This window comes from Flavobacterium sp. UBA7663 (assembly GCF_002483315.1).
GTDB lineage: Bacteria > Bacteroidota > Bacteroidia > Flavobacteriales > Flavobacteriaceae > Flavobacterium.
The window spans coordinates 148534-164958 of the sequence record NZ_DLHR01000024.1; the positions used below are offsets into that span (position 1 = coordinate 148534).

The window sequence follows — 16425 nt, forward strand, 5'->3', positions numbered from 1 at the left end:
CTTAGCATAATTCACATAGCAAAATAATTAACCTATGTTACTATGTGTTTCAAAATTATAAAAACTATTCCCTACATTTGGGTAACATTAAACCTTAGATCATGGAAACCCGAAATTATTCTAAAGTCTACCGTATTTTACATTGGTTGATTGCTTTTACTTTTCTTTTGTTGTTGCTGACTATTTTTTTACGCAAGACCTGGATGGAAAAAAATCATGTGGCTGGAATAATTCAGGCGTTTTTAGCGGATAATGGTTATGCGGCTTTATCGCAAGACGATGCTATTGTGTTGGCTAAAAAAATTAGAAAACCCATGTGGAATTGGCATATTTATTTTGGTTATGTGTTAACCGGATTGTATTGCATTCGATTGGCAGTACCATTTTTTGGTGAAATGAAATTTGCTTCACCTTTTAAAGCGGGTTTAGACATGAAAACCAAATTTCAACATTGGGTATATCTTGTGTTTTATGTGTGTACTGCGATTTCGTTAGTAACCGGTTTGTTTATTGAATTTGGTCCTAAAAATCTAAAAGACCCGATGGAAGAAATACACGTACTTTCGTTATACTATTTGCTTGGATTTATTGTATTGCATTTTGGAGGTATTTTATTTGCTGAATTTACCACACAAAAAGGATTGATTTCAAGAGTAATTAGTGGCAATAAAAAAGAGTAAATTATAGTGGCAAGCGCTAAATGTTAAAGCCACACCCCCGTAAAAATACCTGATTACCCCCGTAAAAATACCTGGTTTGAAAATCAGGTATTTTTACGGGGTTTTTTGTGGATTTTTCTTCCTAAAATTGTATGGTAAGAATCTCACTAAACTCATTTTTCATTTTTAAAAACCAAAAAACCAGCAAACACTGGAAAAAATAATTGAAAATGTACAGAAAATCTGTAATTGGGTTTGGGAATGGATTTTTATATTGTAAATGTTTTGTATGTATTTGATGATATATACAAGTTAGCGGTAATTAAAAAAACACAACAACAAGACAAACACATAAAATAAGAATAAAATGAATATAAAAAGCGCTCTATTATCGATGACGATTTCTCTACTCCTTTCAATAACTAGTTACTCACAAGAAATTTTTGAATTAACAGTTGAAAGGAAATTAACATCGGCCGACTGCACTATGGGTTACTTAATTGCAAACGGAAAAGTGATATGCTATACTCTTGAGTTACCTTGGAAAGACAATTCAAATAATATTAGTTGTATTCCAGAAGGGATTTACAATGGAATTTTAAGATATGACAAAACTGATGGGTGGAGAATTCAATTAGAAAAAGTCCCCAATAGAACTGGTGTACAAATTCATATGGGTAATTATACAACACAAATTGAAGGATGTATTTTAGTAGGCACAGATGCCAAAGTTGATAATTGCAGCGTACTTAATAGTTCAACAGCCTATACAAAATTAAAAGAAGCATTTTATGGGACAAATAATCCTAATAGTACACCAAATAAAAATATCATCGTAACATTTAAATAAAAAAATATGAAAAAAATTAACTTTTTATTATTAGCTTCTTTCATTGCTACCTCTGCCTTTTCACAGGTAACTCCAAATTCTAACCGATTTGACGTTGAAAACTATATTGCCATTGACAATAATGGCAAGTATTATCCATATACTGCTCATGGCTTTTATGAGAACGCTGCAAGTGGTGCTACTGCTAGAATTTACATATTACCTATACTCAAACTTGATTTAACAAAAATCAAGTTCATCGACCAACAGGGTAATGAAACTAATCAAAGTGATGAAAATATTCGTTCTATGATTATTCCAGTTTCTCGTGATTTAGCATTGCCAAATGAAAGCCAGAAGGCAGCTATTGATGCTGCAATAAACGGACATACTACAATTAAGGCTTTCTTTCCTCCTATCGCCAGAAATTCAGCAGGATTACCTTTAATAAATCCTGTTGTAAATTCGAATCCCATATTATATAATCAAATCATTTCAATGGCGAATAATTATGACATCAATGCTATGACTCCACAACAAAATCTTATCAATGACTATAATACTCGATATAAAGCTCAAATAATATCATTAGCAGAATTAGAGATAATTGTGGAAGTTGGAAGTGAAGTTGTTTATTCTAAACGTATTCCAGGAACATGGATTACAACTGGTGGTACTATTAGTAAAATTACTATTGACAATCCGACAGAATACATTAAAAATGTAATCGCTGGTGGTAATGGACAAATATTATTCAGTTATAAATTCAAAGATTCTAAAAGTAGCACTATTAGTGCACATATAGATGCTACTTCCATCGTTAATCAAGTATTGAGCGAAGCTTATCAAAGTAGTGTCAGCCAAAAATCAAGTGGTTGGTCATTTTTAGGTTTTGGCAGTAGTAAAAAATCAATGAAAACATCATTTGACCAGCAAGTAAGTCAACAATATAATGCTAACAGTATTGCAAATACATCCATAGAGATGTATGATGCTGACGACCAAATGATAAAGCAATTTGAAAACATTTTCTTCCCAACTTTATCTCAACAAGAAGCAATACAAAACCATATTAACGCAGCCGAAAAGGCAAAAGCTGAAGGTAATACTGCATTACAAAATTTGCACTTAAAGTATGCAGAATCATTACAAAACAACAATCCAAATTTGACGCCCAACATTGAGGCAGCTGTTGCCGCTTTGGGCAAAAATGATTATGTTGGTTTTATAGCAAATGGAGTAAGATGGGGCAGTAATTCGGGTGGCGGTAATACTTCATTTAGACGAGTGTTAAATAGTTCTGAAATGACAAGTATGGCGGCAAATTACAATCAAACCAAAGTAATTTCTATACAGCATTCAGTTACTCAACCTGTGGCAGCTGCAGAAGAAGTGAATTTTAGGGCTTCCTTAGGCATGATAGACGCTATTTCATTCCAAAATAATCTTCCAATGTATAATGGATATAATGTTTCTATGCAAAATATTAATGGTGCTTTTATTGGTCCTATCACAATAGGTGGGGCACTTCATCAGAATAATATTGCTGCTGGGACTTTAATGACAAAAATAGGCTCCTATCCAGTATATAGTGGTCAGACATTAACAGACGCATTAAGTCACTATAATCCAGGAGATAGAGTTTACATTACATTAATAGTACCAGCAGCAAACCCAAATTATTATCAAGAGCAAAGAGTGCAAGTTACCCTAGGAGCATATCCAAAGACAAATTAACTACCGCTAACACGGGTTTGGAAAAAATGGCGGTTCAATGCACCGCAGACACATTTGTGATTAATCAAACTTTGGTTCTTCGCATCTACATTTGTGGTGAAAATCGCCACCTTCGCCAAGACCTAAACCGAAACCTTTAGCAGAAAGTTTTCACAATCATAATAAAAATAATGGAAAAATTAATTTCAAAAAAATTATTAACTTCGATTGGATTTAATGATGACTTTAAATCTACACGATTGCTTAATGAAGCAAAGACCACACTTAATAGTCGAAAAAAATTCAGCTATGAAACCTCCATTTTTTTATCTCACAAGCATAGTGATACTGAAATAATAAAGCAAGTTATTACCCTTTTAAATGAACTGGGAGTTTCTGTATATGTAGATTGGCAAGATTACGAAATACCAAAGACTACGGATGGCTCTACTGCTACAAGAATAAAAAATAAAATTATTGAAAATGATAAATTTATACTTTTGGCTACTGAAGATGCTATTAATTCAAAATGGTGTAATTGGGAATTAGGTTTTGGAGATGCTAGCAAGTTTCCAAAAAATATAGCAGTTATGCCAATTACGAATAATGAGGATAGTATTTTTTCTGGAAGTGAATATTTACAAATATATCCTGTTATCACTTCAGAATATTATTTTACTAGTGGAAGTTATTATGTAGAATACAAAGGAACTAAAATCAAATTACAGGACTGGTTAAAACAGAAATAACTATGAAGAAAAAAATATGTTTCGTAATAATGGGGTTTGGAAAAAAAACTGACCCTTCTACTGGAAAAACTTTTGACTTGGATAAGACTTATAAAAACATTATCCAACCTGCAGTTTTATTGTCAGAATATGAATGCGTTAGAGCAGATGAAATTCAAGATAGTGGTATAATAGACAAAAGTATGTATGCTTTATTAATACAATCAGATTTAGTTATTGCTGACATTTCAACATATAATCCAAATGCTATTTATGAATTAGGTATTAGACATGCTGTAAAACCTTTTTCAACAATTGTAATAAAAGAAGAAGAAGGAAAATTACCTTTTGATTTAGATCATACCAGGACTTTTAAATATTCTCATTTGGGAGAAGATATAGGAACTGATGAAGCTAAACGTTGTGTTAAAGATTTAAGCGACCTAATTAATGTCGTCTCTAAAAATCAGAATACCGATAGTCCTTTATATGAATACTTTAGTGCTATTCAACCACCAAAATTATCAGATGAAGAATTTAATGCAATCATTACAGAACTTGCAGACAAAGAAAAACATATATTCGCAATAGTTGAAAATGCTAAAAAATTAATGTCCGAAAATGATTTTATTAATGCATATAAATATTGGGATAAAGCAAGTAAAATTATTGAAAGTGAAACTTTTTTTATACAACAAAAAGCATTATGCCGCTATAAATCGAAAGAACCTTCTGAACAGATGTCACTATCAGATGCATTAAATATTATTGAAGATTTATTACCTTCAAATGACCCAGAAACATTAGGAATAACAGGGTCTATCTACAAAAGACTTTATTTAATCAACAAGGATATTGAATTTCTCAACAGAGCAATTGATAATTATGGTAAAGGCTGGAAAATAAGCGAAAACTATTATACAGGTGAGAATTATGCATTTTGTTTAAATATGAAATCATCAATTATTGATGATGCTAAAGAAAAAATTTACTGTGAGATAGAAGCTCAAAAAACAAGAGAAAACATAGTAAAAAACTTAGAAGAAATAATAATTGATGATAATTTTGAAAATAGAATAGATTTAAAATGGATATATGCTAGTTTAGCAAATTGTTATTATATATTAAATCGTAAAAGTGAAGTTAAAGACATTGAAGAAAAATTCTATGAAGTTGCTTTAGATTGGGAAAAAGAAACATATAAGTCAAGTAAAAATCAAATAAAACAAATATTAAACCTATAAACTATGGCAAAAGATTATAAAATTTTTATCAGTCATTCATGGAAATATCCTGAAGATTTGAAAAACTTGCAAAACCTACTCAATCAACGAGGATACTTTAATGTAGAATTTAAAGAAGCAAGTCAAGAACAACCTATAAATTCTTTAAGTGCTGCATATATTAAAGCTGTTTTAAAGAAAAAAATATTAGACTCTGATGTAGTTTTAGCAATATCTGGAATTTATGCTTCTCATTCAGAATGGATTGAATGGGAAATATTAACTTCTCATAGTAATAACATACCAATAATTGGTGTTGCTCCTTGGGGACAAGAACGAATTTCAACTACTGTAACAAAATATTCTGTCACTGATGTTCGGTGGAATACAGAAAGTATTGTACAAGCTATTAGAACATATGCCAAATAAACCTTCTGCTAACACAGGTTTTACGCTATTGCTTGTTTTGTGCTTTAGTTTATAATTTATTTTACATTTAAAATCAATCTAAACCTCAAACTATAAAATCATAAACTCCCGCCCAACGGGAGTTTTTCATTCCCAAAACCCAGCAAACACAACTACTTTTAAATATTTATCTAAAATAACTAAATTTTTATTGTTTTTCAATAAATTTTTATTGACATTTGCAATGTAATTTTAAACTTTGTAGTTATGTCAAAAACAAACAACTTCGTATTTTGGGGCTTATATGTTATAGCTTGGCTAATTTTTGTGGGCTTGTCTATTGAAGCTGGAGGCTTAATTGTCAATTTCTTTTTCAGTCTTTATAATCCTGAAATCATTGAAAATCTGTATCAAAAGTTAGACTTAATGGCTATGTATAACGACAGTAAATTAGCTTTTTATGGTGTTTATAGCTTTATACTTATCATTTCCATTTTAAAAGCGGTACTATTTTATGCCGTAATTCATCTCATGCACAAAATGGATTTGTCTAAACCGTTCAACACTTTTGTGGCAAAACAAATTTTACATATTAGTTATTATACCCTTTCCATTGGAGTATTAAGTCACATTGCCAGACAAATCGTTAAAAGTTTAACGCATCACGGTTTTGTTCCCGAAAACTTAAACCAATTTTGGGCAGACAGTGGCGCTTTTATTTTAATGGGAGGTGTTATCTACATTATCGCGATTATCTTTAAAAAAGGAATCGATATTCAAAACGAAAACGACTTAACCGTATAACGTATGGCAATAGTAGTAAACTTAGATGTGATGATGGCAAAACGCAAAATGTCGCTCAACGAACTTTCGGAAAAAGTAGACATTACCTTAGCCAATTTGTCCATTTTAAAAACAGGAAAGGCAAAAGCGGTACGTTTTAGTACACTTGAGGCCATTTGTAAAGTCTTAGATTGTCAGCCAGGCGATATTTTAGAATTTGTGGAAGATTAGATTTAGGACTTTTTTAACGCAATTGAATTTGTAAAACTGAAAGAATATTCGTAAGTTTAGGTATTATTAATTTAATCCCTTAACGCTATGTTAGTTCAAATTCACACCGACAAAAACATTGAAGGCGGAAGCCGTTTTACAGAATATTTTACAACCGAAATTAAAAATGAATTAGCACGATTTGACGAAATTGTAACCCGAGTGGAAGTTCATATTACCGATGAAAACGGAAATAAATCAACTCCAAACGACAAAAAATGTGTCATTGAAGCCAAAGTAGAAAAAAAACAACCCATTGCCGTTACCGCTAATGCCGACAGCCCAGAAAAAGCCTTTTTTGAAGCATTAGAAAAAATGCAACGTGTTTTAGACACGACGGTAGAAAAAATAAAAGAACATTAAAATAAGGAATCCCGAGTTTAGGCTCGGGATTTTTTTTGTTTATAAATTAGTGGTTTAACTAATGAGTGTTTACTATTTTGTAAGAATTTTTTATTATATTTGAGTAATAAAATAATGTAAAACTTTCGACAATCTTGCCAATAAGGCATGATACTAGTCCGAAAGTTTCGCATATAAACGAGTTGTGTAACATTTTAGTCTGATGAATAATTTAAAGATATTTTTACTTTTGTTACTTTACAATACTTGTTTTTCACAAGTAATAAATCCTGCGATAAAAACGATTGACACTTCGAAAGTTGCAATACTACCATTTGAAAAGAATTCAAAAACTTATTTTAAAAATTGTACCGAAAGTAAATTATCTATAGATGAATTACTTTACGCTGAAAACGAACTGGTAAAAAAGGTTAATAAATACAATAAAAGAGAAAAAAGAAACCCAACAATACACTTTGGAACAGATTATATAGATCTTGAAAAATATCATAGACAATATTTAGTGTATATAAACAAAAATGGACAAAAAGAAGTTTATGTCAATTGTTTTTGCGAAGAACCAGCCGAAAATTGGAGAGATTATCTAGCAGATGTTGATGACGGTGGAAACTGTTTTTTACAATTAAAAATTAATTTAACAAAAAAGAAAGTCGGACAACTTGAAACGAATTGAAAAAACGTTACACAACAGCGGTTTGCTTCAATGGCTACTTCCGGATTTTCCTACGGAAAATCCGCTGCTGAATGGAATGTTTTATTATATTTGTGATGGCTTGGTGCTGGTTCAACGCCACTGAGAGCAAGCCGCGAAACGTTAGCAGCAATAACCTTAAAATATGTCTTACAATACACCACAAGAATTTGTAAAAGATCTCCAAGATTATTTAAGAAACTCTCCTCAAATCAAAACGAAGAAACATGATGAGTTTACTAAGTTAAATGATCTTGAACACAAGAAAATTGATGCTTTAAAAAATCTTTCAAAAGAAGAACTTATCGAAAGTAACATGTTAATTGACATGCTAGTTAAAAAAGTTTATGATGTATTAGACCCTGAAGAATTAGAGAAAGCGCAAAGCTCAATAGCATTTGGAAAAGTGGTAAACACTTATTGTAACGCCTTATGCGTTAGAAGCCCTGATGGAAAATATGCGGTACTAATTTATGAAGGACTAATGATGTTGCTTCATAAATTTGGAAAACTGATGTTCGCAGCGCAAAATCCTAAAAGTGTATTAACATGTAGTCGCGGTAAAACTAAACTTTTGAAGAAAAAGCACTACCTAAATTTTGCAACAGAGTTAATTGAAACCTATAAAGAACATGGAACAGCTGCTGGGGCAATGGTTAAATTGAATCCAGAAGCTTCTTCAATTCATGCTGTAAATTTGGATTTAAAAGAACTCTTTGTTTTATGCCATGAATTAGGCCATTTTTTCAATGGAGATCTTGAAAACGCTAACAACTTTTACCATTTAAATGACTATAATTGGGATGTCTTTAATGACAATAAAGATCATGAAATGGAATTTCGAGCTGACTTAACTGGCTTTGCAATATTTGAGAAAGCAGCGCTCAAAAGATATAAGGGGATTCCTAGAAACTCTCTAATTACTCCGGTAATGCAATTATTTGACATTCTTGCTCGAATATCAGAAGGAAGTTCTCAATCTCATCCACACCCTATTGATAGAATGGCAAATATAATTCGTCATCATTATAGTGAAGAAATGGCAAATGAATATTTAAAAATGTTTACTTCAGACGATAGTCCGAATAATTTTTTAGATTTACTTTAGTTACTGCTGCTAACAGCGGTTTTGCGCTATTGCTGGTTTTTCTTGTGTTGCGCTTATTTCTTAACGAAAAAATTTTAACTTGGCAGACAGTACGGGGTTCGCTGGCATCAAAACTGACGCAAAGCCGCGAAACGTTAAGTGACAAATTATAAAAACACAATGTTTATAAAAAATGAAATATAAAATTGAAGATATCTCTTTTGAAAAAATCTCTCCAAAAGCATTTGAAAATCTATGCTATGATTTACTTGTGAATTATAATTTTCATAATCTTATTTGGCGTGATGGTGGCGGTGATAATGGACGAGATATTGAAGCAAATTCAAATTATTCAAACCCTTTTACCAAAATTGAGCAAAAATGGTTTTTTGAGTGTAAACACTATTCAGCTGGCGTTCCGCCTGCAGATTTAAATTCAAAAATTGCTTGGGCTGATGCTGAACAACCTAATTTCCTAGTTTTTTTCATAAGCTCTTACATAACAACAGCTGCAAGAACTTGGTTAGAAAAAATATCACCTCAAAAAAATTATAAAATAATATTAATAGAAGGCCCAGAATTGAAAAATAGAATTGTTCAATATTCAGATTTAGTCGAACGCTATTTTTCTGAAAATCACTATGAAAAATTATTTAAGGACATTAAAGATTATAAAGTAAAATTTAATATAAATCCAAGCTACGAAGTCTTAAAGGAAATAATTGAAAATATTGATTTGGATAAATTAGACATAGAAGATTTTGGTTTTATAATCTTTAATTTTTATGATCAGTATAAAGCTTTTGAGGCTAGAAATGATCATTATGGTGATTTTGATGGTCGAATTATAATGCGAGTTTTAGCTTATTTAAAAAAAATTACAATAAATGATAAACTTACATCATTTGAAGAGTACAAAGAAAATTATAATGAACTTGGTGGAGCAGGATTTTTAGATGAAATGTATTGGCTTGATGATGAAGAATATGAAGAAGAAATGGAAAATTACGATTTTCAATATTATGATTTACATCTAAATCACAAAAAAGATCAAGAATTTTGGAATGTCGGTAAATATGTTTTTGTAATATTTGAAGACTCAGCATTTGAAATATTTAAAGACAAGGAAACGGAAATAAGAGTCCTAAAAGAATTTAATCCCGAAAAGCTTACTAACATATCTTTAAATCTACCTAATAATATTGTTGAAAATTATAAAAAGTATAAAGAGAAATTCGCCTCATAACAAAAAAAAATCCCAAGCTCACACTTGGGATTTTCTATTTTAAAACCTGACAGGTTTGTATAAAATTTATTTCAAACTCGCTAAACTTTGTTCTAAAGTCGCAATTTTGGCTAAAGCATCGGATTCTTTTTTGCGTTCGTTTGCAATTACTTGTTCCGGTGCGCCGGCTACGAATTTATCGTTAGACAATTTCCCTTGTACTGAGCGTAAGAAACCTTTGGTATAGTTTAACTCTTCCGTTAATTTTGCAATCTCTGCTTCTACATCGATATTTCCTGTAATTGGAATAAAATATTCATTCGATTTCACACGGTACGATAACGCGCCATCTACTTTATCTGAAACGTATTCTAAAGCAGAAACATTTCCTAACTTCTGAATCACCGAATCAAAATACGTTGACGCTTTTTCATTGTTCACCACTTTTAATTCCATCGTATCTTTAAACGGAATGTTTTTGTCTTTACGAATGGTTCTAATTCCAGAAATAACTTCGGTTGCGAAATCAAAATCAGCAATTAATTTTGCGTCAAACGCTTTCGCTTTTGGCCACTCACCTACTATTAAGGCTTGTTCTGGCGTTCTTTCGGCAATATGATGCCAAATTTCCTCTGTTAAAAACGGCATGAACGGATGTAACAATTTCAAGTTCGCTTCTAACATTTCAATCGCTTTTTCAAACGTAGCGCGGTCGATAGGTTGTTGGTAACCTGGTTTTATCATTTCTAAGAACCACGAACAAAAATCGTCCCAAACCAATTTGTAAATCGCCATTAACGCATCAGATAATCTGTATTTATCAAAATTATCTTCAATTTCGGCTAAGGTTTGTTGCAACTTCGCTTCGTACCATTCAATCGCTACTTTAGACGATTCTGGTTGTGCAATATCCGCTACTTCCCATCCTTTGATTAGTTTAAAAGCATTCCAAATTTTATTAGAGAAACCTTTTCCTTGGTTGCATAATTCTTCGTCAAACAAAATGTCATTTCCTGCCGAAGCACTCAATAACAATCCCACACGAACTCCGTCAGCACCAAACTTTTCAATTAGTCCAAGCGGTTCAGGTGAATTCCCTAATGATTTCGACATTTTACGACCTTGCTTATCACGAACTAATCCAGTTAAATATACGTTTGAAAATGGTTTTTCTCCAGCATATTCATACCCTGCAATAATCATACGCGCTACCCAGAAGAATAAAATATCTGGACCTGTAACTAAATCATTGGTAGGATAATAATATTTAAAATCTTCACTTTCTGGATTTAAAACACCTCCAAAAACCGCCATTGGCCATAACCATGAAGAGAACCAAGTGTCAAGTGCGTCAGCGTCCTGACGTAAGTCAGCAGTGGTCAGTGTTGAGTTGGCAGTTTTTTCTTTCGCAAGCTCAAGCGCTTTTTCGATGTTTTCAGCTACTACGAAATCTTCTTTTCCATCGCCAAAATAGTAAGCTGGAATTTGTTGTCCCCACCACAATTGACGCGAAATATTCCAATCGCGAATATTATTTAACCAATGTGCGTAGGTATTATTAAAACGACTTGGATATAATTTGATTTCGTCTGATTCTAAAACCGCTTTGATAGCAGGTTTTACTAATTCTTCCATGCTTAAAAACCATTGGTCTGATAATCTTGGTTCGATTACCGCTTTGGTTCTTTCAGAAGTTCCTACTTTATTTAAATGTGTTTCAGTTTTTGCTAACGCTCCGATGGTTTCTAATTCTTTCGAAATCTCTTCACGAACCACAAATCTGTCTTTTCCTTGATAATGCAATCCGAATGAATTCAAAGAAGCATCTTCGTTGAAAATATCGATGATTTCTAAATTGTGTTTATCACCTAACGTTTTATCATTTGTATCGTGAGCAGGCGTTACTTTTAAACAACCTGTACCAAATTCCACATCAACATATTCATCTTCGATAATAGGAATAACTCTACCGCAAATTGGAACGATTGCTTTTTTACCTTTTAAATGCGAGAAACGTTCATCATTTGGATTGATACAAATAGCAGTATCCCCAAAAATAGTTTCTGGACGCGTTGTAGCAACGGTTAAGAAATCTTCTGAACCTTCGATTTTGTATTTGATGAAGTATAATTTTCCTTGACGCTCTTCAAAGATTACTTCTTCGTCAGATAATGTAGTTTTAGCTTCTGGATCCCAGTTTACCATTCGGTAGCCGCGATAAATCAAACCTTTGTTGTATAAATCTACAAATGAGTGAATTACTGAAGCTGACATGTCGTCATCCATCGTAAACTTGGTACGACTCCAATCGCAAGAACAACCTAATTGTTTTAATTGCTCTAAGATGGTTCCACCATATTTGTCTGTCCATTCCCAAGCGTGTTTTAGGAATTCTTCACGCGTTAAATCGTTTTTATTGATGCCTTCTTCTTTTAACTTGGCTACTACTTTAGCTTCGGTAGCAATTGAGGCATGGTCAGTTCCTGGCACCCAACAAGCGTTGAACCCTTTTAAACGCGCACGACGAATTAATACATCTTGAATGGTGTTATTCAACATGTGTCCCATGTGTAAGACTCCCGTTACGTTTGGTGGCGGAATTACAATGGTATATGGCGTTCTGTGGTCGGGTTTGGAGGTAAAATAATCGTTTTTCATCCAGTAGTCGTACCACTTTTGTTCTACTTCTTTAGCGTTGAATTGTGCAGGAATCATTATACTGTTTTCTTGTTTAATTGTTGAATCGTTGAACAGTTTGACTGTTCGTTTTAACATTCCAAAATTTACTTTGGTATGTTTTTTGTATTACTTACTGCAAAAGTAACTATATCACGAAAATAAAAAAAATGTTAGGAGTAGTTTGTTGGTTGCTTTTATTTAATTAATTTTACAACAACCTATTAATTTATAAGATGATGAAAAAATTACTTGTTTATTTGATTGTATTAGTTGGTATGACTTCATTTGCTCAAACTGGCCCAAAGATTGAGTTTAAAGAAGAAACCATAAACTATGGAGAAGTAGAAAAAGGAAAAGATGATGGGATTAGGATTTTTCAATTCACAAATACTGGTGATGCTCCGCTTATCATTACTAATGCAAAATCGAGTTGCGGTTGTACAGTACCTGAGTGGCCAAAAGAACCAATTGCTCCAGGCGGAAAAAGCCAAATTAAAGTTCAATATAACATGAATCCAGGTCCTATTAGCAAAACGATTACTATTGAAAGTAATGCGGTAAACAAACCAAACGGTATGGTTCCGTTACGAATTAAAGGTACGGTGATTGTTAAGGAAGAAGTTAGTCCGTTAGTAAAAAAGAAAACATTTCCAAATTCATAAATAAAAAGTCCCAATTGAGTTGGGACTTTTTTTATAGGATTTTTTCTAATTGAAATTTTACTGTAAACCGAATTCCGGCTCTATCTACAATCATGGTTATCCATTTGCCTTCTTCGGATTGAAACAAATCAGTTATACTTTGTATTGAAAGTTTATATGCAACTTTATTATTTATTTTTATAATTTTATCGCCAACTAATAATCCTACTTTATCTGCAGGCGAATCTTTTCTAACAGCATATATTTCAAAATTTGGCTTTAGTTCATATTTAAAATTATCTTCTTTTAATTCTTTACCATAATTAATTACAGTTGTAGCTACGGCATCGCTTGACTTTTCTTTTATTAATTGAAAACCTGAATGTTGCACTTCTATTCCTGACATATTGTAGTTAAATGGCTTACTAAATAAATCATTTTTTTTAAAATAAAAATCTTGATTTTCATAATCTAAAATCCAATTAAATCTTTTTAAAACTTCTCCGCCTAAAGAACCATTCCGATTTTGAACAATCAAACTTTTATCAAAAAAATTTACATCGGGATAAGAAACCAAAACATCTTCCAGTAAATTGTTTTCAAGTTTTACCTCCTCAACTCTGGATTTTTTTCCATAAATATCTCCCGAAAGTCCTCTTCCTAAAAAATCTAAAAAAAAAAATGTTTTACATTTTATACTATCATTCTCAAACAACCATAACCCATCTCCTAAACCTGTATCAAATAGTAATTTTAAGTTCAAGTTTTCGTTATCAAATTTAGTTTTAAGAAAAACGTAAGGCCTATCTCTATTGATTTCCACAACTGATTTTACATACTTTTCATTTATTTTTTTTATCTTTTTCTTTTTTGATTTATATAAAATGATTTTTTTTCTTTGGTAATCAATTTCCATTAAATGGTTTTTAAAAAAAGAGCTTCCTAAAATTCCATTTATTGGAATACCTAATTTGTTCACTAAACTAATATCATGATTAAATACAAAAATTGCTTCAAAATTATAATCCGAATAACCCTTTACTTGAAGTGTGTTTTTTTTTGATAAATATCCTTGAACTTTTTCATTAATACCAGCCCCAGAAATTGTAATTAAATCCGCTTCTTTTAGTACTAATGAATCATTCTCAGGCAAACTAAACACAATACTTTTAGACGCACCTGTATCGGCAATCATTTTTAATTTAACCCCATTAAAAACAATATCAACAATAATAAGGTTATGGGAAAGCTCAAACGGTATTTTTATTTTATCTTTTTTTGAATTCCAAATAATAGAGTCTTGAGCAAAAGATATTGCTCCAAATAAAATTAGTATTCTTAATAAGAATATTTTTGTCATAATTTTTTTATTCTAAGATAAGAAAAACATAAATACAAATAATTGATTTAACATTTTTTAATGTGTTGTTTTACTAATATCACAAAAAAAAATCGCAATTTTGCACATCTTTAAAAAACAAGTCATGCCAAAAGTTTCCGTTAAAGGGCAACAAATGCCAGAATCACCAATTAGAAAATTGGTTCCATATGCAGAAATTGCTAAGAAAAAAGGTCACAAAGTATATCATTTGAATATTGGACAACCTGATATTAAAACTCCAGAAGTGGCGCTACAAGCTGTAAAAAATGCCGACATAACGGTATTAGAATATAGTCATTCTGCTGGTTTTGAAAGCTATAGAACTAAACTTTCTCAATACTATAAAAATCACGGATTACCAATAGACACACAAGATATTATCATTACAACGGGTGGCTCAGAAGCTTTGCTTTTTGCTATGGGAAGTACAATGGATACAGATGATGAAATTATTATCCCAGAACCATTTTATGCCAATTATAATGGGTTTTCAACTGCATCAGGCGTAAAAGTTGTTCCAGTAATTTCAGGAATTGAAACTGGTTTTGCTTTACCTCCAATTGAAGCTTTTGAAAAATTAATTACTTCAAAAACAAAAGCTATTTTAATTTGTAATCCAGGAAATCCAACAGGTTATTTATATTCTAAAGAAGAAATTCTAAAACTAGCTGAAATCGTAAAAAAACACGATTTATTTTTAATTGCCGATGAAGTCTATCGCGAATTTATTTACGATGGCGATAAGCATTTTTCAGTTATGAATGTTCCTGGATTAGAAGAAAATGCTATCATGATTGATTCGGTTTCTAAACGTTATAGTATGTGTGGAGCACGAATTGGCTGTATTGTTTCTAAGAACAAAGAAGTTATGGCTACTGCTATGAAATTTGCTCAAGCGCGTTTAAGTCCTCCAACTTATGCACAAATTGCAAGTGAAGCTGCTTTAGAAACTCCTCAAAGTTATTTTGATGATGTTATTTCAGAATACAAAGATCGTAGAGATACTTTAATTGCCGAATTAAATAAAATTGAAGGTGTAACAGTTGCTACTCCAAAAGGTGCTTTCTATTGTATTGCAAAATTACCTATTGATAATGCAGATAAATTTGCTCAATGGTTGTTAGAATCATACGACTTAAATGGAGAGACAGTTATGGTAGCTCCCGCAGCAGGATTCTATTCTACACCAAATATTGGGTTAGATGAAGTTCGTATAGCTTATGTTTTAAAGAAAGATGATTTAATCAAATCAGTTCAAATTTTAAAAGAAGCTATTGCTGTTTATAATAACAAGTAAAAAAAAATTATATAAAAAAAGAGTTCACTAATTCTAGTGAACTCTTTTTTTGTGAAATAAAAGCAATCCAAGGATTGCTTTTATTATTTATCTAATTAGTGAGAAATGCGCTTTAAACTGTTTAGCGACTCCATTTTCTGTGTAATCTAATGAGAACCAATAATCTGTTGATGGAAGTAACTCTTGATTGTATGTTCCGTCCCAACCCTCGCTATCGTCTGTAGCGCTTAGTTGTTTTATTAATTTACCATAGCGGTCAAAAATGTACAACTTAGCATCTGCTTGATTCAAGCCACTGATATTCCAAGTATCATGTATCCCATCGCCATTTGGTGTGAAATAATTTGGATAATCGATTATGGTTACTATTTGTGTCATAAAGGTACAGCCTTCTGTATCAATAACAGTTACTAAATGTTCTCCTGCGCTTACTCCTGTAAACACA

General features: G+C 31.8%; 17 protein-coding genes. 14 read left to right on the forward strand and 3 right to left on the reverse strand.

Annotated elements, in window-relative coordinates; translation table 11 throughout:
* Window positions 1-101 precede the first annotated feature (101 nt).
* The 12 genes from B2741_RS11235 (at window position 102) to B2741_RS11290 (ending at window position 10003) form a co-directional block, all read left to right on the forward strand.
* Complete coding sequence (locus B2741_RS11235) at window positions 102-680, forward strand: cytochrome b/b6 domain-containing protein (protein ID WP_291138875.1); 579 nt, start codon at window positions 102-104, stop codon at window positions 678-680.
* 346 nt (window positions 681-1026) lie between these two features.
* Complete coding sequence (locus tag B2741_RS11240) at window positions 1027-1509, forward strand: DUF5675 family protein (protein WP_291138877.1); 483 nt, start codon at window positions 1027-1029, stop codon at window positions 1507-1509.
* 6 nt (window positions 1510-1515) lie between these two features.
* On the forward strand, window positions 1516-3225 hold the full coding sequence (locus B2741_RS11245) for a hypothetical protein (RefSeq protein ID WP_291138879.1): 1710 nt from the start codon (window positions 1516-1518) through the stop codon (window positions 3223-3225).
* Between the two features lie 170 nt (window positions 3226-3395).
* Entirely contained in the window at window positions 3396-3953 is a 558-nt protein-coding gene (locus tag B2741_RS11250; protein ID WP_291138881.1) for a toll/interleukin-1 receptor domain-containing protein, read from the forward strand.
* Between the two features lie 2 nt (window positions 3954-3955).
* Window positions 3956-5176, forward strand: a complete 1221-nt coding sequence (locus B2741_RS11255) for a tetratricopeptide repeat-containing protein (RefSeq protein WP_291138883.1) — start codon at window positions 3956-3958, stop codon at window positions 5174-5176.
* Between the two features lie 3 nt (window positions 5177-5179).
* Entirely contained in the window at window positions 5180-5584 is a 405-nt protein-coding gene (locus B2741_RS11260) for a TIR domain-containing protein (protein WP_291138885.1), read from the forward strand.
* A 246-nt stretch (window positions 5585-5830) separates the two neighbouring features.
* Window positions 5831-6367, forward strand: coding sequence for a DUF2975 domain-containing protein (locus tag B2741_RS11265; RefSeq protein ID WP_291138887.1), 537 nt, complete (start codon window positions 5831-5833; stop codon window positions 6365-6367).
* 3 nt (window positions 6368-6370) lie between these two features.
* On the forward strand, window positions 6371-6577 hold the full coding sequence (locus tag B2741_RS11270) for a helix-turn-helix domain-containing protein (RefSeq protein WP_133607940.1): 207 nt from the start codon (window positions 6371-6373) through the stop codon (window positions 6575-6577).
* A gap of 87 nt (window positions 6578-6664) precedes the next feature.
* The gene (locus B2741_RS11275; protein ID WP_291138889.1) at window positions 6665-6979 is read left to right on the forward strand and encodes an HPF/RaiA family ribosome-associated protein; all 315 of its coding nucleotides are present in this window, start codon (window positions 6665-6667) and stop codon (window positions 6977-6979) included.
* A gap of 202 nt (window positions 6980-7181) precedes the next feature.
* A complete protein-coding gene (locus B2741_RS11280) occupies window positions 7182-7652 on the forward strand; it encodes a hypothetical protein (RefSeq protein ID WP_291138891.1) in 471 nt (156 codons plus the stop codon).
* Between the two features lie 163 nt (window positions 7653-7815).
* The gene (locus B2741_RS11285) at window positions 7816-8778 is read left to right on the forward strand and encodes a hypothetical protein (RefSeq protein ID WP_291138893.1); all 963 of its coding nucleotides are present in this window, start codon (window positions 7816-7818) and stop codon (window positions 8776-8778) included.
* Between the two features lie 172 nt (window positions 8779-8950).
* Window positions 8951-10003, forward strand: a complete 1053-nt coding sequence (locus B2741_RS11290; protein WP_291138895.1) for a restriction endonuclease — start codon at window positions 8951-8953, stop codon at window positions 10001-10003.
* 66 nt (window positions 10004-10069) lie between these two features.
* Here the strand turns inward: B2741_RS11290 and B2741_RS11295 are convergent, their stop codons facing one another.
* The gene (locus tag B2741_RS11295) at window positions 10070-12700 is read right to left on the reverse strand and encodes a valine--tRNA ligase (protein ID WP_291138908.1); all 2631 of its coding nucleotides are present in this window, start codon (window positions 12698-12700) and stop codon (window positions 10070-10072) included.
* A 197-nt stretch (window positions 12701-12897) separates the two neighbouring features.
* Here B2741_RS11295 and B2741_RS11300 point away from each other — a divergent pair, with 197 nt between their 5' ends.
* Window positions 12898-13323, forward strand: coding sequence for a DUF1573 domain-containing protein (locus B2741_RS11300; protein ID WP_291138896.1), 426 nt, complete (start codon window positions 12898-12900; stop codon window positions 13321-13323).
* A gap of 31 nt (window positions 13324-13354) precedes the next feature.
* On the opposite strand, the gene B2741_RS11305 is transcribed toward B2741_RS11300, so the two are convergent.
* Window positions 13355-14662, reverse strand: coding sequence for a PDZ domain-containing protein (locus B2741_RS11305; RefSeq protein ID WP_291138898.1), 1308 nt, complete (start codon window positions 14660-14662; stop codon window positions 13355-13357).
* A gap of 124 nt (window positions 14663-14786) precedes the next feature.
* On the opposite strand from B2741_RS11305, the gene B2741_RS11310 reads away from it, so the two are divergent.
* On the forward strand, window positions 14787-15980 hold the full coding sequence (locus B2741_RS11310; RefSeq protein ID WP_291138900.1) for a pyridoxal phosphate-dependent aminotransferase: 1194 nt from the start codon (window positions 14787-14789) through the stop codon (window positions 15978-15980).
* Between the two features lie 87 nt (window positions 15981-16067).
* Here the strand turns inward: B2741_RS11310 and B2741_RS11315 are convergent.
* A partial coding sequence (locus tag B2741_RS11315; RefSeq protein WP_291138902.1) for a T9SS type B sorting domain-containing protein occupies window positions 16068-16425 on the reverse strand: 358 nt, incomplete at its 5' end.

Bases quoted from the DNA above. Each gene is read 5' to 3' on its own strand.
- B2741_RS11235 (WP_291138875.1), top strand. From the start codon at position 102: ATGGAAACCCGAAATTATTCTAAAGTCTACCGTATTTTACATTGGTTG.
- B2741_RS11240 (WP_291138877.1), top strand. From the start codon at position 1,027: ATGAATATAAAAAGCGCTCTATTATCGATGACGATTTCTCTACTCCTT.
- B2741_RS11245 (WP_291138879.1), top strand. From the start codon at position 1,516: ATGAAAAAAATTAACTTTTTATTATTAGCTTCTTTCATTGCTACCTCT.
- B2741_RS11250 (WP_291138881.1), top strand. From the start codon at position 3,396: ATGGAAAAATTAATTTCAAAAAAATTATTAACTTCGATTGGATTTAAT.
- B2741_RS11255 (WP_291138883.1), top strand. From the start codon at position 3,956: ATGAAGAAAAAAATATGTTTCGTAATAATGGGGTTTGGAAAAAAAACT.
- B2741_RS11260 (WP_291138885.1), top strand. From the start codon at position 5,180: ATGGCAAAAGATTATAAAATTTTTATCAGTCATTCATGGAAATATCCT.
- B2741_RS11265 (WP_291138887.1), top strand. From the start codon at position 5,831: ATGTCAAAAACAAACAACTTCGTATTTTGGGGCTTATATGTTATAGCT.
- B2741_RS11270 (WP_133607940.1), top strand. From the start codon at position 6,371: ATGGCAATAGTAGTAAACTTAGATGTGATGATGGCAAAACGCAAAATG.
- B2741_RS11275 (WP_291138889.1), top strand. From the start codon at position 6,665: ATGTTAGTTCAAATTCACACCGACAAAAACATTGAAGGCGGAAGCCGT.
- B2741_RS11280 (WP_291138891.1), top strand. From the start codon at position 7,182: ATGAATAATTTAAAGATATTTTTACTTTTGTTACTTTACAATACTTGT.
- B2741_RS11285 (WP_291138893.1), top strand. From the start codon at position 7,816: ATGTCTTACAATACACCACAAGAATTTGTAAAAGATCTCCAAGATTAT.
- B2741_RS11290 (WP_291138895.1), top strand. From the start codon at position 8,951: ATGAAATATAAAATTGAAGATATCTCTTTTGAAAAAATCTCTCCAAAA.
- B2741_RS11300 (WP_291138896.1), top strand. From the start codon at position 12,898: ATGAAAAAATTACTTGTTTATTTGATTGTATTAGTTGGTATGACTTCA.
- B2741_RS11305 (WP_291138898.1), bottom strand. From the start codon at position 14,662: ATGACAAAAATATTCTTATTAAGAATACTAATTTTATTTGGAGCAATA.
- B2741_RS11310 (WP_291138900.1), top strand. From the start codon at position 14,787: ATGCCAAAAGTTTCCGTTAAAGGGCAACAAATGCCAGAATCACCAATT.